The following is an 18250-nucleotide window of genomic DNA, read 5'->3' as shown; positions in this document are numbered from 1 at the left end:
TTTGATTTTGTAATAAATCTGTCAAAAAGAAAGGTATTAATTTTTATGATTGGTGCATATGTGACAATGTTACTTTCATATATTGGGAGGGAGCAGAAAAAAGGGGATGAGCGCTTGGGTTACTTCATGGAAGCTATCTTATTAATACTTGCGGTTGTTTTGCCATTATCTTTTGTTTTAATTTTTTTAAGAAGACTAATAAGTAATTTAGGGGATGCTATAACAATTACAAAATTGCCAGCGGAAGAAAAAGAAGAGAAAAAAGAGTAAGTAAAGCACTATGCATACGCATAGTGCTTTACTTATGGTAAAATGGGAGAACGGAAACTCCTGTTAGCGACGATTAGCTATAGGAGAGAATAGTAAATAAAGAGGTATACACATATATGAATAAGCGAACAGCGTTAGTACTTGGCGCAAGTGGGTTAGTTGGACAAGAAATAACGCGACTATTACTTGACTCAGATTACTACGATTCGGTTACTATTTTTGTAAGGGAACCATTACAATTACAGCATGAGAAATTGCAACAGAAACAGGTGGATTTTTCAGTATTAGAGGAATACAAAGAATTTTTTGCAGTAGATGATGTTTTTAGTTGCTTAGGAACAACGATAAAAAAAGCGAAGTCGAAGTCGAATTTTAAAAAAGTAGATTATGAATATACATTACGAGCTGCCTGCTTAGCTGAAAAACAAGGCGTGCAAAATTTTCTTGTTATTTCATCAATGGGAGCAAAACCTAAATCATTTTTCTTTTACTCGCAAGTGAAGGGGAAAATGGAAGAGGAGCTGAAAAAGCTAGTTATTGGTGGCATACATATTTTCAGGCCGTCATTATTAGTTGGAAATCGACAAGAATATCGTTTTGGGGAAAGAATGGCTGAGAAATTATCTCGTATTCTTCCGTTTATATTTAAAGGGGCTTTTAAAAAGTATAAACCAATTTCAGCTAAAGATGTGGCGAAAGGAATGTATATAACAGCGCTACGTGAAGAAGCTGGTATTCATATTTATAGTTCAAACGATATTATAGAAATAAAATAAGTAAAACCGAGAAGAATAATTTCTCGGTTTTATTTATTAGTTTTAATTTTCCCGGGTGCTCGTCGGTACTGATATGGTTCTTTTAATTCAAAGCCAAGTTCATTGGCAGCTATTCTTGGGAAGTATGGATTACGAAGTAACTCGCGTCCGATAAAAATTAAATCTGCTTCGTTATTATTTAAAATTTGCTCTGCTTGTGATCCGGTTGTAATTAATCCTACCGCACCAGTCGCGATGTTAACATGCTCCTTAATATGTTTAGCATATTGTACTTGGTAACCAGGATACACATCAATATGTGCGGGTACAACAGCACCAGAACTACAATCGATTAAATCTACCCCTTGTTCTTTCATCCATCCTGTATACTGCACATAATCTTGAACCGTTAACCCGTCAGGATGATAATCATTTGCTGAAATACGAACAAATAACGGTCCGTTCCAAACTTCATTTACAGCATCGATGATTTCGCGTAAGAAACGATAGCGATTTTCAGGTGAGCCCCCGTATTCATCAGTCCGCTTATTGGAAAGCGGAGAAAGAAATTCATTAATAAGATAACCGTGAGCACCATGTAATTCAATAACGTCAACCCCCGCTCGTTTAGAGCGTAAAGCTGCTTTTTGAAAAGCAGAAACAGTTTCTTTAATTTGCTTTTTATTCATTTCTACTGGTATTTTCATTCTATCGTTAAACGGAATTGCTGAGGGAGCGAAAGCATCTGTTTCTAATTCAGCCTTTCTTCCGGCGTGAGCGAGTTGAATGGCTGCTTTTGCACCGTTATTATGTATAAATGTTGTCGTTTTATGTAAGCCTTCAATTAGAGTATCATCCCAAATGCCTAAGTCTTTGTTAGAAATTCGTCCTTCAGGTAACACAGCTGTTGCTTCAATCATAACTAAACCTACTTGGCCAGCAGCCCTGGTTCCATAATGGACGAGATGAAAATTAGTTACTTGGCCATCCTCATTTTCTGATGAATACATGCACATAGGTGACATAATGATACGGTTTTTTAGCGTAACGTCCTTAATTGTATAAGGTGAAAAGAGTTGAAACTCCATCAAATATCCCCCTTAATTGAATTTTCTTACATTGTATCATCCTCTTTTTTGTTTCCCTAATAAAACGCTTATACGAAAAATTTCGTCTATTCGTGTTACAATAAATAATATGTAATGAATTGGAGGATGACATATGTACCAGGCTTATTATGATAGTGAATTAGGTTTGTTAGAAATTACAGCGAACGAAGAAGGAATTACGTCTGTTATATTTGTTGAAGAAAGAAAAGAAGAACATAAAAATGAACTTGTTGAACAATGTATAAATGAATTAGATGAATACTTTGAAGGAAAAAGAAAAGAGTTTACAGTTCCATTGTCTGCTGAAGGAACACCATTCCAAAAGAATGTATGGGATGCACTTTACACTGTTCCGTATGGCGTAAGTGCTTCATATTTAGATATTGCGGAGAAGGTTGGGAATACGAAAGCTGTACGAGCGATAGGAGGGGCAAATAGCCGGAATCCAATTTCAATTATCGTTCCATGCCATCGTGTAATAGGAAAGAGTGGAAAACTTGTTGGGTATGCGGGTGGTTTATGGAGGAAAGAGTGGTTATTGAAACATGAAGGTATTTTAAATAAATCGTAAGAAACAACCTTTGGAACGAGGGAGTTAGCTCGGCTGTCCTAAGACAAATTCGTTAGCTATCAAAAGTAACGATGAACCGAGAAGCCCCCACTTCGGGGTAAGCTCGTAAGAGATACTAAGTGGTGGGTAGTTCACAATGAAGTATGGATGGAAAGAGGGATTGTTTTGAAATGTATAAATTGTGGGCGACCTTGTATTAATGATCAGCTGAATTGTGCAAATTGTCAACGAAACTTGCATAATGAACAAGGTGAAGAAAGCTCGCTAATAGACAAAGAATTAGGAGTATATGTAGGGAGACAATATCCATATTACAAAAGAAAATGGGAGCTTGAGAATAAGCGAATTGCTAGGTGGAGCTGGAATGGTCTGGCTGCTATTTTTAATGTAGGTTGGCTTGGATATCGTAAGTATTACGTACCTGCTGCTTTATTTATACTGTTATTAGTAGCATGTGATGCATTTTCTTATTATATGGGGTTCAACGTAGCATTGCCAATCATTAATATGGTGCCTCTCACGTTTTTATTACTCGTTTTCATTCTATTTGGGATGGGGATTTTTGCAAATGGATTATTTTATCAATTTGCAGAAAGGCGTATATATCGAATAAAAGCACGGGGAATTAAAGATGAATCGGTTGAAAATTATCTCATCCGTGATAGTGGTGGAACGAGTAAAATGGGAGCAACAATCGTTACTATTTTAGCAGTTGCTAGTATTTTGTTTAGTCATTTCTTTTTCCCAACTGATCGGGATATTATTCAAAAAGTTCGTACAAGCTCGCTTTATGAATATCCAGTCTTTTCAATTGGTGAATCGTTCGAAAATTATTTTCAAAATTCAGGATGGATATACTATCGGGGAACGGAAGGATTAGAATTAGTAGAATTTCAGGGGGAGAGTCCTGAGATGCCAAGGGAAAATGTGAAAATTCAATTTATTGTTGATTATAAATTGGGAGAAGTGGAACCATATTCACTTACGATTAACGGTGAATCTAAAAATGAAGAAGAGTTTTTGAAGATAATGGAGGAAATATTTAAAGTTCAAAATCCATTTGATATAGAGGATGGCTTACAAGTAAATGCTATTCAACAAAGCGGAGGGAAAGCAATTTCTGACCGCTTTTTTTCTTTTTATGAAAATAAATATTTAAAATAATCAGAATTTTTTGTATAATAAAATATATTATACAAGTTTTAACTTATACATATAGATTGGGGGAAGGAAGAATGAAGAGAAAGACAATAACAATTGCTGCACTTGCGTTATCGACTAGTGTACTGGTTGCGGGATGTGGGAATGGGGAGAAGGCTTCGACAACGAAGAAAGAATCAAGTAAGGGAATGGCAGATAAACAAGTTTTAAATTTGCTAGAAACAGCTGAAATTCCTTCAATGGATACATCTAAATCAACAGATTCTGTATCTTTCCGTGTATTTGTAAATGCAATGGAAGGATTATATCGTCTAGATAAAGATAATAAACCAACTCCAGGTATGGCCAAAGACGTGAAGATTAGTGAAGATAAAAAGACATATACATTTGAATTACGTGATGCAAAATGGTCAAATGGTGATCCAGTTCGAGCACAAGATTTTGTATATGCATGGCAACGTACATTAGATAAAGCAATAGCAGCAGAATATGCATTTATTTTATTTGATGTGAAAAATGCACAGAAAGTAAATAAAGGAGAAGTACCGTCGGATCAATTAGGTGTTAAAGCGAAGGATGATAAAACGTTGGTAGTAGAATTAGAGCAACCAGCACCTTATTTCCTTGAGCTTACTTCGTTCCCTACATTCTTCCCATTAAATGAAAAGTATGTAAAAGGACAAGGGGATAAATACGGATTAGAAGCAGATAAATTATTGTACAATGGACCATTTACAATGAGTGAATGGAAACATGAACAAAGTTACCAGTTAAAGAAAAACCCAAATTATTGGGATAAAGATGCTGTAAAATTACAAGAAATTAATGTGGGTATAGTAAAAGAGACAAGTACTGGGGTAAATTTATATGATAGTGATCAAGCAGACCGTGTCATTTTAAGTTCTGAGTTTGTAGACAAATATAAAAAGAATAAACCAGATGAATTTAAAACGAAGCTAGACCCACGTATGTATTTCCTACGTTTTAATCAAAAAAATGCAACGTTTAAAAATCAAAAGGTTCGTGAGGCGATTGATTTAGCGTACGATAAAAAAGGAATTGCGGATGTAATTTTGAATGATGGATCATTGCCAGCGTATTTCTTAGTACCTGAAAAGTTTACGACAGGACCAGATGGAAAAGACTTCCGTACTGTAAATAAAAATTTCCGTGACAGTAAAGATAATGCTGCGAAAGCAAAAAAACTGTGGGAAGAAGCGAAGAAAGAACTTGGTCAAGATACAATTACAGTAGAATTACTAAATGATGATAACGGTAGTCGTAAAAAAGTGGGCGACTTTATTAAAGAAGAATTAGAGAAAAACTTACCTGGTATTAAAGTGAATTTGAAGCAACAACCATATAAGCAGAAGTTAGATTTAGAAAAGAAATTTGAATATGAATTCTCATTATCTGCATGGAGTCCAGATTATCCAGACCCAATGACATATATTGATATGTTCGTTACTGGAAGCTCATTTAATGAAATGGATTATTCAAATCCGAAGTACGATGATTTAGTAGCAAAATCAAAAGGAGAACTACTAAAAGATGACGCAGCACGCTGGAAAGCACTTGCAGAAGCTGAAAAAATCTTAATTGGTCAAGATGCTGCAATCTCTCCTACGTACCAACAAAGTACAGCTTACTTAGAGAAGACGTATGTAAATGGTATTGCTAACCATACGTTTGGTGGAGACTTCAGTTATAAATGGGCATATATTACAAAGAAATAGTATAATAAAAGATGAGCGAATTTTCGCTCATCTTTTATTTGTATAGGAGGAATTAGAGTTGTTAAAGGGAATCAATCATCTTTGTTTTTCAGTGTCCAATTTAGAAAACTCTATTACATTTTACGAGAAAGTATTGGAAGGAGAATTATTAGTCAAGGGGGAGAAAACTTGCATATTTTAATATATGTGGAGTATGGATAGCGCTTAATGAAGAAACACATATTCCGAGAAAGGAGATTCATCAATCTTATACGCACCTCGCATTTTCTGTTGAACAAAAAGATTTTGAACGCCTGTTACATCGGTTAGAAGAAAATAATGTTCATATTTTACAAGGAAGAGAACGTAATGTGAGAGATTGTGGGTCTATATATTTTGTTGATCCTGACGGTCACAAGTTCGAGTTTCATTCAGGGACACTGCAAGACCGTCTAAATTATTATAGGGAAGAAAAACCTCATATGACATTTTACTAAGGGGGGAAGAAGTTGCATGCACTTGTAATTGGTGGAACAGGAATGTTAAAGAAAGTTTCTATGTGGCTTTGTGATCAAGGATTTCGTGTGTCTGTTATTGGACGAGATGAAGTGAAATTAGAAAATGTTAAGCAAGCTAGTTCCGCACCAGAAAATATTACATGTCTTCCTTTAGATTATCAAAATGACGATGGTCTAAAGCGATCTATTACAAATACAATTGAACAGAATGGTCCAATTACATTAGTTGTTGCATGGGTACATTCGAGTGCTAAGCATGCATTACGACTCATTTGTAATGAGGTTGAATTGTCATCGGAAAAGTACAGTTTATTTCATATATTAGGTAGTAGTGCATCGCGTACGAAGTCGCAAAAAATAGGTGGGGCATTATGTAGCTATTATAGAATTATATTAGGGTTTATTTTAGAAGATACATATGCAAGATGGCTTACTCATGAAGAGATTGCTGACGGAGTTATAAAAGGAATTGAAAGTAAATGCACAGAATGGATTGTAGGGAGAGTAGAGCCGTGGGAATCGCGGCCAAAATGGTAAGGGGGCATGTGAAATGAAGACAACGGTATATGTAACAAGGCACGGTGAGACAGAATGGAATGTAGCAGGGCGGATGCAAGGACGGAAAAATTCAGCATTAACAGAGAATGGTATGATACAAGCGAAACAATTAGGGGAGCGTATGAAGGATTTACCACTCCATGCCATATATAGTAGTCCAAGCGAAAGAACGCTTCATACTGCTGAATTGATTAAAGGGGAACGGGATCTTCCAATTATAGAAGATGAACGTTTCTATGAAATAAATATGGGGATATGGGAAGGGCAAACAATTGCTGATTTGGAAATGCAATATCCAGAAGAAGTACATTTATTTTGGAATGAACCACATCTTTTTCAGTCAACATCAGGGGAAAACTTTGCGGCCGTTCATAAAAGAGTAATTGAAGGGATACACTTTCTTTTAGAAAAGCATAAAGGAGAAAACATTTTAATAGTTACTCATGCTGCAGCAGCGAAATTACTCGTAGGGCATTTTGCAGGTTTTGAAATTGAACATGTATGGGAAGAGCCATTTATGCATAGCGCGAGTCTTAGTGTGATTGAATTTGATGAAAACCGTGGTAAAGTAAAACAATTTGCAGATATAAGTCATTTTCAGTAAACGTAAAAAAGGTCGCAAAGCGACCTTTTTTTGGTGGACATAAAAAACTAGCAATTACGTTTTTTATACCAGAAGTGATCGAATTTTTTATTCTTGCAAGAAGAAGACTTGTGTCTGCTACCTTTGCAATCATTCCATTTGTGCCCGTCATCGTGACAGTCTTTACCATGATCACAGTCATCATCGCAAGAGCGACCGTGTCCGTGAGGGAAGAATTCGCATTTTTTACAGAAACTTCGTTTTGTCCAGAAAAATTTCTTTTCAAAGCGTATGCATTTTGTAACGAAAGTACAATGTTTTCTGCGAGTACGTTTTGTAACTAAAACGCATTCTTTTCTACGAGTAACTTTTGTAACGAAAGTCCATTTTTGAACGCGTACACGAGTACATTTTGTAACGAAAGTCCATTTTTTTACATGCGTACATTTTGTAACGAAAGTACAATGTTTTACGCGAGTACATCTTGTTCTTGGACATTTACGCCCTGTTGTACATTTACGTCCTGTTGTACATTTACACCCTGTTGTACATCTATGATGAGAGAATTTATCATCATCGCACTCAAAAGTACTTGGATCTTGGTGTAAGAAATCCTCCATCCCTGCACTTTTGATTTCTTCAACAGCTTTTCTAATATCACGTTTCATAGAAATCCTCCTTATCGTGTATTAAATTGAAAAGGTATTCTTTTTCCTTAACATGATATGAGATACGGTGTCTTTCTGAACAGGACAGGAGTGTAATTTTATATAAATGGATGGTAGCGGATGTATGGACAAGGCGTGGTGCATACATTGAATGAAGAGAACTGAGAAGGGATGAGAAAACATGCTGCCTTCATATGATTTTTTTGTTCATCCAATGTACTTAGTGGAATTGAAAAAAGACATTTGGTCAGATAGTCCAGTACCAGCAAAGTTAACATATGGAAAAAAGAAGTATGACATTGATATTGTCTACCGTGGTGCTCATATTCGTGAATTTGAGAAAAAATCTTATCATGTTATGTTTTATAAACCGAAAAAATTTCAAGGCGCGAAAGAGTTTCATTTGAATTCTGAGTTTATGGATCCGTCTCTCATACGAAATAAATTATCTTTAGATTTTTTTCATGATATTGGTGTACTTTCGCCAAAATCACAACATGTATTTATAAAAATTAATGGTCAAATTCAAGGTGTGTATTTACAGTTAGAATCAGTTGATGAAAACTTTTTGAAAAATAGAGGGTTACCGAGTGGTTCTATTTATTATGCGATAGATGATGATGCGAATTTTTCGTTAATGAGTGAGCGAGATAAAGATGTTAAGACAGAGCTCTTTGCGGGTTATGAATTTAAATATTCGAATAAAAATAGTGAAGAACAACTGAGTGAATTTGTATTTCAAGCGAATACTTTGTCGAGGGCAGATTATGAAAAAGAAATCGGGAAGTTTCTACATGTAGATAAATATTTACGATGGTTAGCTGGAGTTATTTTTACGCAAAACTTTGATGGTTTCGTTCATAACTATGCACTATATCATAACGATGAGACAAATTTATTTGAAGTGATACCGTGGGATTATGATGCGACTTGGGGGCGAGATGTACAAGGGAGACCACTTAATCATGAATATATTCGTATTCAAGGTTATAATACGTTAAGTGCAAGATTGTTAGATATACCTGTATTTAGAAAACAATACCGAAGTATTTTGGAAGAAATATTAGAAGAACAATTTACCGTTTCGTTTATGATGCCGAAAGTAGAAGGTTTGTGTGAATCGATTCGTCCATATTTACTACAAGATCCATATATGAAAGGAAAATTAGAAACATTTGATCAAGAAGCTGATATGATTGATGAATATATAAATAAAAGAAGGAAGTATATACAAGACCACTTACATGAATTGGATTAATTTTGAAAGAGATTGGAACATTATCAATCTCTTTTTTTGTATAATAAAGATGTATCAATTGAATTGACGTAATATTTACTTAATAAAGAATGGAGATGTGGAAACATGACGGTCAAGTGGATTGATTGGGTAAAACAAATACAATCTATAGCTCAAGCGGGTTTAACGTATTCTAAGGATGTATATGATATAGAGCGTTTCCAACAATTACGGGACATTTCAGTTTCAATGATGTCACATTACACAAAGACAGATTGGGAAGTAGTAGAGAATTTATTTGCAAGTGAGACAGGCTATCAAACACCTAAAGTTGATATAAGAGCAGTCGTTTTTCAAAATGAAAAGTTATTATTTGTGAAAGAAAAAAGTGATGGGAAATGGGCATTGCCAGGTGGATGGGCTGATATCGGTTATACGCCGACAGAAGTAGCAGCAAAAGAAGTTTTAGAGGAGACGGGCTATGAAGTAGATGATTTTAAGCTACTCGCTATATTTGATAAAGAAAAACATCAACCATCGCCTTCAGCAACACATGTATATAAAATTTTTATTGGCTGTAAGATTATTGGTGGCGAAAAGAAAACTAGTATTGAAACAGAAGATGTGGAGTTTTTTGATGAGAATGAATTACCTAATTTATCGATTGCTAGAAATACAGAAGAGCAAATTAAAGAAATGTTTGCCTACATGAAAGAACCTCAAAAAGAAACATTAATAGATTAATAATGCTTATGCCGATGATATTGTTGAAATGAAGATATTGGCAGAATGCGACCTTTATGTAATAATGGGATGGTATGTGAAGAAAAAAGGAGATAGAAAATAAAATGTTAGCAAGCATAATAGATCAGTTATTGCAATTTTTTGCAAGCCTAGGTTACTTTGGAGTAGCGCTAGCTTTAATGATTGAAATTATCCCGAGTGAAATTGTACTTTCGTATGCTGGATTTTTAGTAGCGGATGGTAAAATTAGTTTTGTCGGTGCAGTTATCGCCGGAACTATTGGTGGTACTTTAGCGCAAATCTTTTTATACTGGCTTGGATATTACGGAGGGCGTCCGGTTGTAGAGAAATATGGGAAATATCTACTTATTAATAAACACCATTTAGACATAGCGGAAGGTTGGTTTAAGCGTTACGGAGCAGGAGTAATCTTTTCTGCACGCTTTATCCCAGTAGTACGTCATGCAATCTCTATTCCAGCAGGATTAGCTAAAATGCCGTTAAAACTATTTACACTATATACAGTAGTTGCGATTATCCCATGGTCAATACTATTTATCTACTTAGGTGAAAAGCTTGGTGGAAATTGGCGACACATTAAAGAGTATGCATCTGATTACACACATTACATAATTATAGGAGCTGTTCTCTTTGTTGCTCTATACTTCGGTTTAAAGTATTTAAAAAAGAAAAAAGCAGCGCGTTAAAGTCAATGATTTTTCATTGGCTTTTTTTATTTGTTTCAGTTCTAAAAAAAAGGAGTTGTCCATAATGTGTAATAATAAAGCGTAGCGGGGGAATGTGATGAAAGGATCACCGTTTTTACGTGGAACGATATTTTTAACGATGGCAACGATGATATCTAAAATGTTAGGGTTTATATATGTTATACCATTTACAGCAATGGTGGGTACGAGTGGGTACGTATTATATACGTATGCATACCGTCCTTATACAATTATGCTTAGTATTGCAACGATGGGATTGCCACTTGCCGTTTCAAAAATGGTTTCAAAATATGATCAACTCAATGATTATCACACTGTTAAGAGAGTGCTAAAGAGTGGTATCGTTTTTATGGTCATTATGGGCGTTATTTCTTGTTTAGCATTATATATGTTAGCACCACATTTAGCTAAACTTGTGATTGATGGAAATGATCAGTCGGGTAATAGTGTGGTAGCTGTCACACACAATATTCAAATTGTAAGTTTTGCGTTAATACTCGTTCCTGTAATGAGCTTGTTACGTGGTTTCTTTCAAGGTTTTCAATCTATGGGACCTTCTGCGCTCAGTGTAGTTGTAGAGCAATTTTTTCGGGTCTTAACTATTTTGATAGGAAGCTTTGTCGTTTTATATGTTATAAAAGCTTCTGTTTCGTTGGCAGTTGGTATTTCAACGTTTGGAGCATTTATGGGAGCACTAGGTGGATTAAGTGTTTTAAGTGCGTATTATATAAGAAGGAGAAAACATTTAAAGAAAAAAGAGATTGCCAGTATACCACAAACGACGAAAACTTTTTTTTCGTTGTATAGAGAACTGTTTACATATTCTATTCCTTTCGTTGTAGTTGGATTAGCGATTCCGTTATATCAGACGATTGATACATTTACAATTAATAAGCTACTTATACAAGTAGGATATATGCAAGGAGAAGCAGAAAAGATTAATGCGATTATTGGCCTTGTTCAAATGGTTGTACTTATCCCGGTTTCTGTTGCAACAGCTTTTAGTATGTCCCTTGTACCTGAGATGACGAAAGCTTATACAGCGGGAAATGAGAAGCTACTGTATAAACACTTTACAAGGACAAATTTATTAGTGGTAGGAATTACTGTACCGGCGGCGATTGGAATGATGATTTTAGCAAAACCAGTGTATACTCTTTTATTTGGTGCTGGAAATGATCCGGAGATGGGCAGTATTATTTTGCAGTACTATGCTCCTGCTTGTATACTATTCTCACTATTTACAGTAACCGCTGCCATGTTACAAGGAATTAATCAACAACAGAAAACAGTGCTAGGATTAGTAATTGGAATAACTGTGAAGATAGTTTTAAATATTGTATTGCTACCGTATTTTGATTATGTAAGTTTTATTATTTCAACATACGCTGGCTATACGATTTCAGTTGGCTTTAACTTGTGGATGCTTTCTAAATATGTTATAAAGGCAACATAAGCTTTTTAAGGCAGAGAGCACTCTGTCTTTTTCTTTGTTTAGAATATTTTTCTTATAAAAACGTTTTCAAAATAATTTTTCTATTGAAATTTAAACGTATGTTTCATATGCTGAGAATGGCGGTTCAAAAACTGTTATGTAAGAGAGGTAGATTCCTACATGTAAAAAGAATCGGGGTGATAGTATGTTAAATATTTATTTAACAGACCGAAACGGAAAACTACAAGAGGTTGAGGAAATGCAAAAGGGTTGCTGGATTAATGTACTTCATCCAACGGAAGAAGAAATTCAATATCTAGTACAAACTTTAAATGTAGACTTAGATTTCATTAAAGACCCTTTAGATGATGAAGAACGCTCTCGTATTGAAAAGGAAGACAATAATACTTTAATAATCGTGGATATTCCAACAGTTAGACATGATGAAGAAGGAAATTCGATTTATGACACGATTCCAATAGGTATGATTGTAATGCCAGATTGCTTTGTGACAATTTGTTTAGAAGAAAACCCAATTTTTGAACGTTTTATTAATCAACGTATTAAAGAATTTTATACGTTTAAAAAGACACGCTTTGCACTTCAGCTCTTATATACGATTTCTACTTATTATTTAAGATACTTAAAGCAAATTAATCGAAAAACAATCGATTTAGAGCACCAATTAAATAAGTCGATGAAAAATAAAGAAATTTTCACATTGCTCGGCCTTGAAAAAAGTTTAGTTTATTTTACAACATCATTAAAGGCAAATAAAATTGTAATTCAAAAATTAATGCGAAACAGTACATTTTTGAAAATGTATGAAGACGATCAAGATTTACTAGAAGATGTATTAATTGAAAATAAGCAGGCTATTGAAATGGCGGAAATATATAGTCACATTTTAAGTGGAATGATGAATACATTTAGTTCGGTTATTTCTAACAATTTAAATAGTGTTATGAAACTGTTGACTTCTATTACAATCATTTTATCATTACCAACGATGGTTTCTAGTTTCTTTGGAATGAATGTAAAGGTTCCGTTTGAAGGGGAAGCACATGGTTTTGTAATTGTACTTATAATATGTGTAACATTATCTTTCACTTTAGCATTTGTTTTTTGGAAGAAACGTTACTTTTAATGATAGGAAAGCTGCGCTAGCATAGTTATAAAACTGTGCTAGCGCAGCTTTTTTTGCTATGAAATCTCAATTTTGGAACAGAATATAACTTGTGAAATGTAATGTGTATGAAGGTTATGAATTCCATATAACTCTTGTTCAAATAATGAAATGGGGTTAAAATTACATATTGTTAATGAAAAGTTGGAGGAAATACATCATGGAATTGTTTCAATTACCGAAAGCATTCCTGCAAATGAATACAATCTTTATCTCAATATTAATCGAAGCACTTCCTTTTGTGCTAATTGGTGTATTTATTTCAGGATTCATTCAAATGTTTGTGACAGAAGATATGGTGGCAAAATGGATGCCTAAAAACCGATTTCTGTCTGTTTTATTAGCTACTTTTTTAGGTATGATGTTTCCTGGATGTGAATGTGGAATTGTTCCGATTGTAAGACGATTAATCGGAAAAGGGGTTCCACCCTATGCAGGAATTGCATTTATGTTAACTGGACCGATTATTAATCCAGTTGTATTATTTGCAACATATGTTGCTTTTGGAAGTAGTATGCACATGGTATGGTATCGTTCTATTGTAGCGATTATCGTAGCAATTATCGTTGGAATTATATTATCATTTATGTTTAAAGAACATCAATTAAGAGATGATCACTTCCCAGAAGTGAACCATAAGCGTCCGTTACGTACAAAAATGTGGGATGTATGTACACATGCTGTTGAGGAATTTTTCTCAATGGGGAAATATTTAGTGTTAGGAGCGTTAATTGCTGCTGCAGTTCAAACGTTTGTACAAACTTCAACATTGCTTGCTATTGGACAAGGTCCGTTTTCTTCATCAGCTGTAATGATGGGACTTGCTTTCATTTTATCACTTTGTTCAGAGGCAGATGCATTTATTGCTTCTTCGTTCCAAAGTACATTTTCAACAGCGTCACTTGTCGCGTTTCTCGTATATGGACCGATGGTGGATATTAAAAATATGTTTATGATGCTTGCGACATTTAAAACAAAATTTGTAATTGTTGTGACGGTTACAGTTACACTTGTTGTTTATGCAAGCTCACTACTCATTTATGCGATGGGGTGGTAGGTTATGTTTCGAGCATATATATTATTAGGCTTTACAATTTTAATTGGACAGCTTCATATTTCCGGTAACATTACGAAGTATATAAATATGAAGTACGCCTATTTATCAAAAACTGCTGCTATTATTTTAGGTTTCTTAACGATTGTACAAATTATTATCGTTTTCCAAAAAGAGCACCAAAAGGAAAAAGAGAAACATGATTGTAGTTGTGATCATAGTCATTGTGGGCATGATCATTCGAAAGATGAGAATACATGGTGGAAAAAAGTGTTTTCTTACACGTTATTCTGTTTTCCAATCATTACAGGATTGTTTTTCCCAATTGCAACATTAGATTCCGATATTGTTAAGGCGAAGGGATTCCATTTTCCAGTAGCGCAAGCAGAAAGTAAAGATCCATTTATGACAAGACAATTCTTAAGACCGGATACGAGTATTTATTACGGGAAAGAAGGATATCGTGGTGTAATGGAAAAAGGGAAGAAAGAGTTTGTTACGAAAGATAATATCACTTTAAAAGATGAAGATTTCTTAAAGGGTATGGAGACAATTTATAATTATCCTGGTGAATTTACTGGTAAAACTCTGTCTTATAAAGGATTTGTTTTCCGAGATGATTCTTCTAAAAAGGAACAATATTTCTTATTCCGTTTCGGTATTATACATTGTGTAGCGGATTCGGGTGTATATGGTATGTTAGTTAAAAAACCGGAAGGTGTAGAGTGGAAAAATGATGATTGGATTCAGGTAGAGGGAGAAATTTCAACTGAATTTTATCAGCCGTTCCATGCAAATATTCCTGTTTTAGAGGTAACGAAATGGAATAAAGTTGAACAGCCGAAAGAACAATATGTATTTAGAGGAGCCGATTGATAAAATCGGTTCTTTTTTGTGGACTAAAAGTTCTAAAAATTGTTAATATTAAACGTGTAGTTCATGAGGTGTAGTGTATATTGGGATATTAGGGATAAATAATTAAAGGGGTGATAACAATGACTGAAGTAAAGGGTAAAACAGCTAATGAATCAAGGGTGTTTAAAACGAGTCGAGTATTTCCAACGGATTTAAATGATCATAACACGCTATTTGGTGGAAAGATATTGGCGGAGATGGATATGGTTGCTTCAATTTCAGCAACGAGACACTCGAGAATGGAATGTGTCACAGCGTCTATGGATTGGGTAGATTTCTTACATCCAGTACGTTCTTCAGATTGTGTTAGTTATGAATCTTTCGTAATTTGGACGGGAAGAACTTCTATGGAGATATTTGTGAAAGTAGTAGCAGAAGATTTAATTTCAGGTAAAAAACGTGTAGCAGCAACTTCATTCGTTACTTTTGTTGCGCTTAGCAAGGAGAATAATCCAGTCCCTGTACCGCGTGTTATCCCTGAGACAGAAGAGGAGAAAGAATTGCATCGAATTGCTGTGTTACGTGCAGAACAGCGCCATATTCGTAAGGCAGAGAGTAAGAAGGTAGCTACACTGCTAACTTTTTGATGTAAAATATTTTCCTAGTGGTACTATTTTGTAATAGGTTAGGAGATTTTTGAAATGAAAAGCGGACACCTAAAAATAGGTGTCCGCTTTTATAGTTTTTTCATCCCCATATCGTACTACAATAACTGCTTAGCAGAAGCAAGCAGCACCGACGATAATTAAGAGGATAAATAATACGACTAGTAGCGCAAATCCATTACCATGTGCGAAGCCCATTGTTATTTCCTCCTTTTATTTTAAGATACAACATACAATATGCAGATGAGCTCCTGTTTGATATGGACGTATATCATGCAATGACATATTTTTTGTATGATAATGTTTTAAAAAAGGAAAGATATAGGAATAACAGTAGTTAGAGAAAGGAACGTATCCATGAAGCGCTTTTTAATTGTAATAATTTGTTTTATAGGTGTATTCATATGGATGAACGTTGATGTGGAAATGGGGAAGAAAATGGCTAGTGGATATGAATTAGAAAAAATCCGATCAGGGGATTTTCAAGTATATACGAACGGTGATGAGTTATATAAAAGTTTATTTGAGGATATAAATCGTGCAGAAAAGAATGTGTATATTCATTTTTATATTGTAGGAAAAGATGAAGTAAGCCAAAAGTTCTTACAGTTATTAGAGAAAAAAGCATCTAGCGGAGTAGATGTGAAATTGTCAGTAGACCGCATTGGCGGATATAAGCTTAAGAAAAAGATAATTAATCAATTAAAAGAAAAAGGCGTGAAGTTTACATTTAGTAAAAAACCTAAATTAAAAAACTTATTTTATTCTTTGCATCAACGTAATCATAGACGCATTGTTACTATAGATGGGAAAGTTTCGTACATTGGTGGCTTCAATATTGGAAAGGAATATCTTGGACAGGATCCTAAATTTGGTCCGTGGCGTGATTATCATGTACGCATCGAAGGGAATGGAGCTACTGATATGGAACGGAAGTTTGCGGAAGATTGGCAAGAAGATACGGGAGAAAAGTTTCCTATACACCAAGAGTTACCTGTACAAGGAAATGTAAAATATCAATACGTATTTTCGAATGGAAAAGGTTTATGGAAGGAGTATGGAGCGTTTTTAAAGAAGGCAAAACATTCTTTAATTATCGCTACACCATATTTTGTACCGAGTAAAGAAATGGTGAAGGGGCTGAAAGATGCATTAAATCGTGGTGTCCATGTAAAAATCCTCGTCCCATTTAAAAGTGATGCAGTATTGCTAAAACAGGCTGCCTATCCTTATTTGAAAGACATGTTAGATGCTGGAGCGGAGATTTATCAATATCGAAATGGATTTTTTCATGGGAAAGTAACAATCATCGATGAGGAAATGGTTGATATTGGTACAGCAAATTTTGATAATAGAAGTTTTTACTTAAATAACGAATCTAACTGTTTCATATATGATAAGACAGTCGTTGCTGACGTATGGAGTCGATTAAAAGAAGACTTTCATAAATCAAAACGATTTTCTGAAGAAGATTTTGAGAAAATTAGTAGATGGGATTGGTTTCTAGCAAGAATATCAAATGTTATCGCATCATATTTATAGTATAGAGATGAAATAGGAAGGGAGGCGCTTTAATGGATTGTATGAAAGAATTGATGACATATAGTTACACACTTATATATAAAGTTGGAGAATACACGAGCAAGGTTCGAGATGAAGAATTAAAGGATATATTACAGCATCATTTGCCGTATATGTTACAAGCATATAATGAACAAGTGAATTTTCAAGAAGGAGAAAATATACAACATATAACTTGTAAACAAATGTGGCCGGAATTTACTGAAATGGATAGGGAAACAGATAATGAGTATACAGGGGATATTGGGATTGCTATTTGTTATATTTCACATTTGAAGCGATTAGCATTAAAGTTTGCTCAAGTGGCAGTAGAAGTTGCGAACCCAGAGTTTCGTTCTTTCTTGGAAAATTGTTTTGTGAAAATGAATCGTTATGCTTATAGTGTTTGGCAATATGTTGTGAAGAAGGAATATAAAATTAAACATTTATATGAAAATGAAAGTGAGAAGTTTGCGTGAAAAACTAAGACGGAATGAAAGGCGTCTTAGTTTTTTTATGTCTAATGAAAGGCTCAATTAGAAGAATTGAGAAAAACCAGTTGTGTTATCAGAGTATTTACAAAAGTTTACAATATCTTTACTGTTTTTAAATCTTTCCTTTAAAAATAAAGAGTAATATGGGATTGTACATATTCTATCAAAGGGAGGAAACGCAAATGAACAAATGGGTTAAGTCATTAGCTGCTATGGCACTTGCAAGTTCTTTATTAATGGTAGGTTGTAGTAAAGATGAGGATAAAAAGAAAGAGGATGACACAACTTCGCAGCAAGATGAAAAGAAAGATAAAGAAACAAGCGGAACAGATAAGTCTTCTGATTCGAAAGAAAAGAAATAAAGTAAACTTTAATCAGTGGGGA

The 18250-nt window shown here is 34.5% G+C and carries 21 protein-coding genes and 1 pseudogene; 19 read left to right on the top strand and 3 right to left on the bottom strand.

The window, feature by feature from the left end:
• The first annotated feature begins 45 nt into the window (after window positions 1–45).
• On the top strand, window positions 46–270 hold the full coding sequence (locus B5P42_RS15875) for a hypothetical protein (RefSeq protein WP_113734629.1): 225 nt from the start codon (window positions 46–48) through the stop codon (window positions 268–270).
• Between the two features lie 116 nt (window positions 271–386).
• Window positions 387–1046, top strand: coding sequence for an oxidoreductase (locus B5P42_RS15870; RefSeq protein WP_113734628.1), 660 nt, complete (start codon window positions 387–389; stop codon window positions 1044–1046).
• A gap of 29 nt (window positions 1047–1075) precedes the next feature.
• On the opposite strand, the gene namA is transcribed toward B5P42_RS15870, so the two are convergent.
• Window positions 1076–2113, bottom strand: a complete 1038-nt coding sequence (namA, locus tag B5P42_RS15865; protein WP_113734627.1) for an NADPH dehydrogenase NamA — start codon at window positions 2111–2113, stop codon at window positions 1076–1078.
• 133 nt (window positions 2114–2246) lie between these two features.
• On the opposite strand from namA, the gene B5P42_RS15860 reads away from it, so the two are divergent.
• The 6 genes and pseudogenes from B5P42_RS15860 to B5P42_RS15835 all read left to right on the top strand — a co-directional run bounded on the left by B5P42_RS15860 (window position 2247) and on the right by B5P42_RS15835 (window position 7261).
• Window positions 2247–2705 (top strand): methylated-DNA--[protein]-cysteine S-methyltransferase, encoded by a 459-nt coding sequence (locus B5P42_RS15860; RefSeq protein ID WP_002135839.1) that lies wholly within the window; start codon window positions 2247–2249, stop codon window positions 2703–2705.
• Window positions 2706–2870: 165 nt separating this feature from the next.
• A complete protein-coding gene (locus tag B5P42_RS15855) occupies window positions 2871–3869 on the top strand; it encodes a DUF2628 domain-containing protein (RefSeq protein ID WP_113734626.1) in 999 nt (332 codons plus the stop codon).
• A gap of 71 nt (window positions 3870–3940) precedes the next feature.
• A complete protein-coding gene (locus B5P42_RS15850) occupies window positions 3941–5602 on the top strand; it encodes a peptide ABC transporter substrate-binding protein (protein WP_002141398.1) in 1662 nt (553 codons plus the stop codon).
• Between the two features lie 58 nt (window positions 5603–5660).
• Window positions 5661–6078 (top strand): annotated as a pseudogene (fosB, locus tag B5P42_RS15845) (FosBx1 family fosfomycin resistance bacillithiol transferase).
• 12 nt (window positions 6079–6090) lie between these two features.
• Window positions 6091–6636, top strand: coding sequence for a short-chain dehydrogenase (locus B5P42_RS15840; protein WP_113734625.1), 546 nt, complete (start codon window positions 6091–6093; stop codon window positions 6634–6636).
• Window positions 6637–6649: 13 nt separating this feature from the next.
• On the top strand, window positions 6650–7261 hold the full coding sequence (locus tag B5P42_RS15835) for a phosphoserine phosphatase 1 (protein WP_002012438.1): 612 nt from the start codon (window positions 6650–6652) through the stop codon (window positions 7259–7261).
• Between the two features lie 47 nt (window positions 7262–7308).
• Here the strand turns inward: B5P42_RS15835 and exsB are convergent, their stop codons facing one another.
• Window positions 7309–7908, bottom strand: a complete 600-nt coding sequence (gene exsB, locus B5P42_RS15830) for an exosporium protein ExsB (protein WP_113734624.1) — start codon at window positions 7906–7908, stop codon at window positions 7309–7311.
• A 181-nt stretch (window positions 7909–8089) separates the two neighbouring features.
• Between exsB and cotH the strand changes: the two genes are divergently transcribed.
• From cotH to B5P42_RS15790, 8 genes are all read left to right on the top strand, one after another.
• Window positions 8090–9166, top strand: coding sequence for a spore coat protein CotH (gene cotH, locus B5P42_RS15825; protein WP_113734623.1), 1077 nt, complete (start codon window positions 8090–8092; stop codon window positions 9164–9166).
• Window positions 9167–9271: 105 nt separating this feature from the next.
• Entirely contained in the window at window positions 9272–9889 is a 618-nt protein-coding gene (locus B5P42_RS15820; RefSeq protein WP_113734622.1) for an NUDIX hydrolase N-terminal domain-containing protein, read from the top strand.
• 104 nt (window positions 9890–9993) lie between these two features.
• Entirely contained in the window at window positions 9994–10596 is a 603-nt protein-coding gene (gene uptA, locus B5P42_RS15815) for an undecaprenyl phosphate transporter UptA (RefSeq protein ID WP_000881203.1), read from the top strand.
• Between the two features lie 97 nt (window positions 10597–10693).
• Window positions 10694–12073, top strand: coding sequence for a putative polysaccharide biosynthesis protein (locus B5P42_RS15810; RefSeq protein WP_002031482.1), 1380 nt, complete (start codon window positions 10694–10696; stop codon window positions 12071–12073).
• A gap of 184 nt (window positions 12074–12257) precedes the next feature.
• Window positions 12258–13199 carry a magnesium transporter CorA family protein gene (locus B5P42_RS15805; RefSeq protein ID WP_000932392.1) on the top strand — a complete coding sequence of 314 codons (942 nt, stop codon included), beginning with the start codon at window positions 12258–12260 and terminating at the stop codon, window positions 13197–13199.
• Between the two features lie 199 nt (window positions 13200–13398).
• Complete coding sequence (locus tag B5P42_RS15800) at window positions 13399–14295, top strand: permease (RefSeq protein ID WP_000418719.1); 897 nt, start codon at window positions 13399–13401, stop codon at window positions 14293–14295.
• A 3-nt stretch (window positions 14296–14298) separates the two neighbouring features.
• Window positions 14299–15168, top strand: coding sequence for a TIGR03943 family putative permease subunit (locus B5P42_RS15795; RefSeq protein ID WP_044444221.1), 870 nt, complete (start codon window positions 14299–14301; stop codon window positions 15166–15168).
• Between the two features lie 119 nt (window positions 15169–15287).
• On the top strand, window positions 15288–15794 hold the full coding sequence (locus B5P42_RS15790; protein ID WP_002012448.1) for an acyl-CoA thioesterase: 507 nt from the start codon (window positions 15288–15290) through the stop codon (window positions 15792–15794).
• Window positions 15795–15923: 129 nt separating this feature from the next.
• On the opposite strand, the gene B5P42_RS15785 is transcribed toward B5P42_RS15790, so the two are convergent.
• On the bottom strand, window positions 15924–16010 hold the full coding sequence (locus B5P42_RS15785) for a YjcZ family sporulation protein (protein ID WP_000505094.1): 87 nt from the start codon (window positions 16008–16010) through the stop codon (window positions 15924–15926).
• A 159-nt stretch (window positions 16011–16169) separates the two neighbouring features.
• Between B5P42_RS15785 and cls the strand changes: the two genes are divergently transcribed.
• The 3 genes from cls to B5P42_RS15770 all read left to right on the top strand — a co-directional run bounded on the left by cls (window position 16170) and on the right by B5P42_RS15770 (window position 18228).
• Window positions 16170–17354, top strand: coding sequence for a cardiolipin synthase (gene cls / locus B5P42_RS15780; RefSeq protein WP_002086049.1), 1185 nt, complete (start codon window positions 16170–16172; stop codon window positions 17352–17354).
• 32 nt (window positions 17355–17386) lie between these two features.
• On the top strand, window positions 17387–17851 hold the full coding sequence (locus B5P42_RS15775) for a spore coat protein (protein WP_002012450.1): 465 nt from the start codon (window positions 17387–17389) through the stop codon (window positions 17849–17851).
• A 197-nt stretch (window positions 17852–18048) separates the two neighbouring features.
• Complete coding sequence (locus B5P42_RS15770; protein ID WP_044444220.1) at window positions 18049–18228, top strand: hypothetical protein; 180 nt, start codon at window positions 18049–18051, stop codon at window positions 18226–18228.
• Window positions 18229–18250 lie beyond the last annotated feature (22 nt).

The sequence above is a fragment of the Bacillus sp. SRB_331 genome, from assembly GCF_003264175.1.
Lineage (GTDB): Bacteria > Bacillota > Bacilli > Bacillales > Bacillaceae_G > Bacillus_A > Bacillus_A mycoides.
Note: the sequence above shows the minus strand (reverse complement) of the source record. Positions and strands in the feature narration are given on the sequence as shown.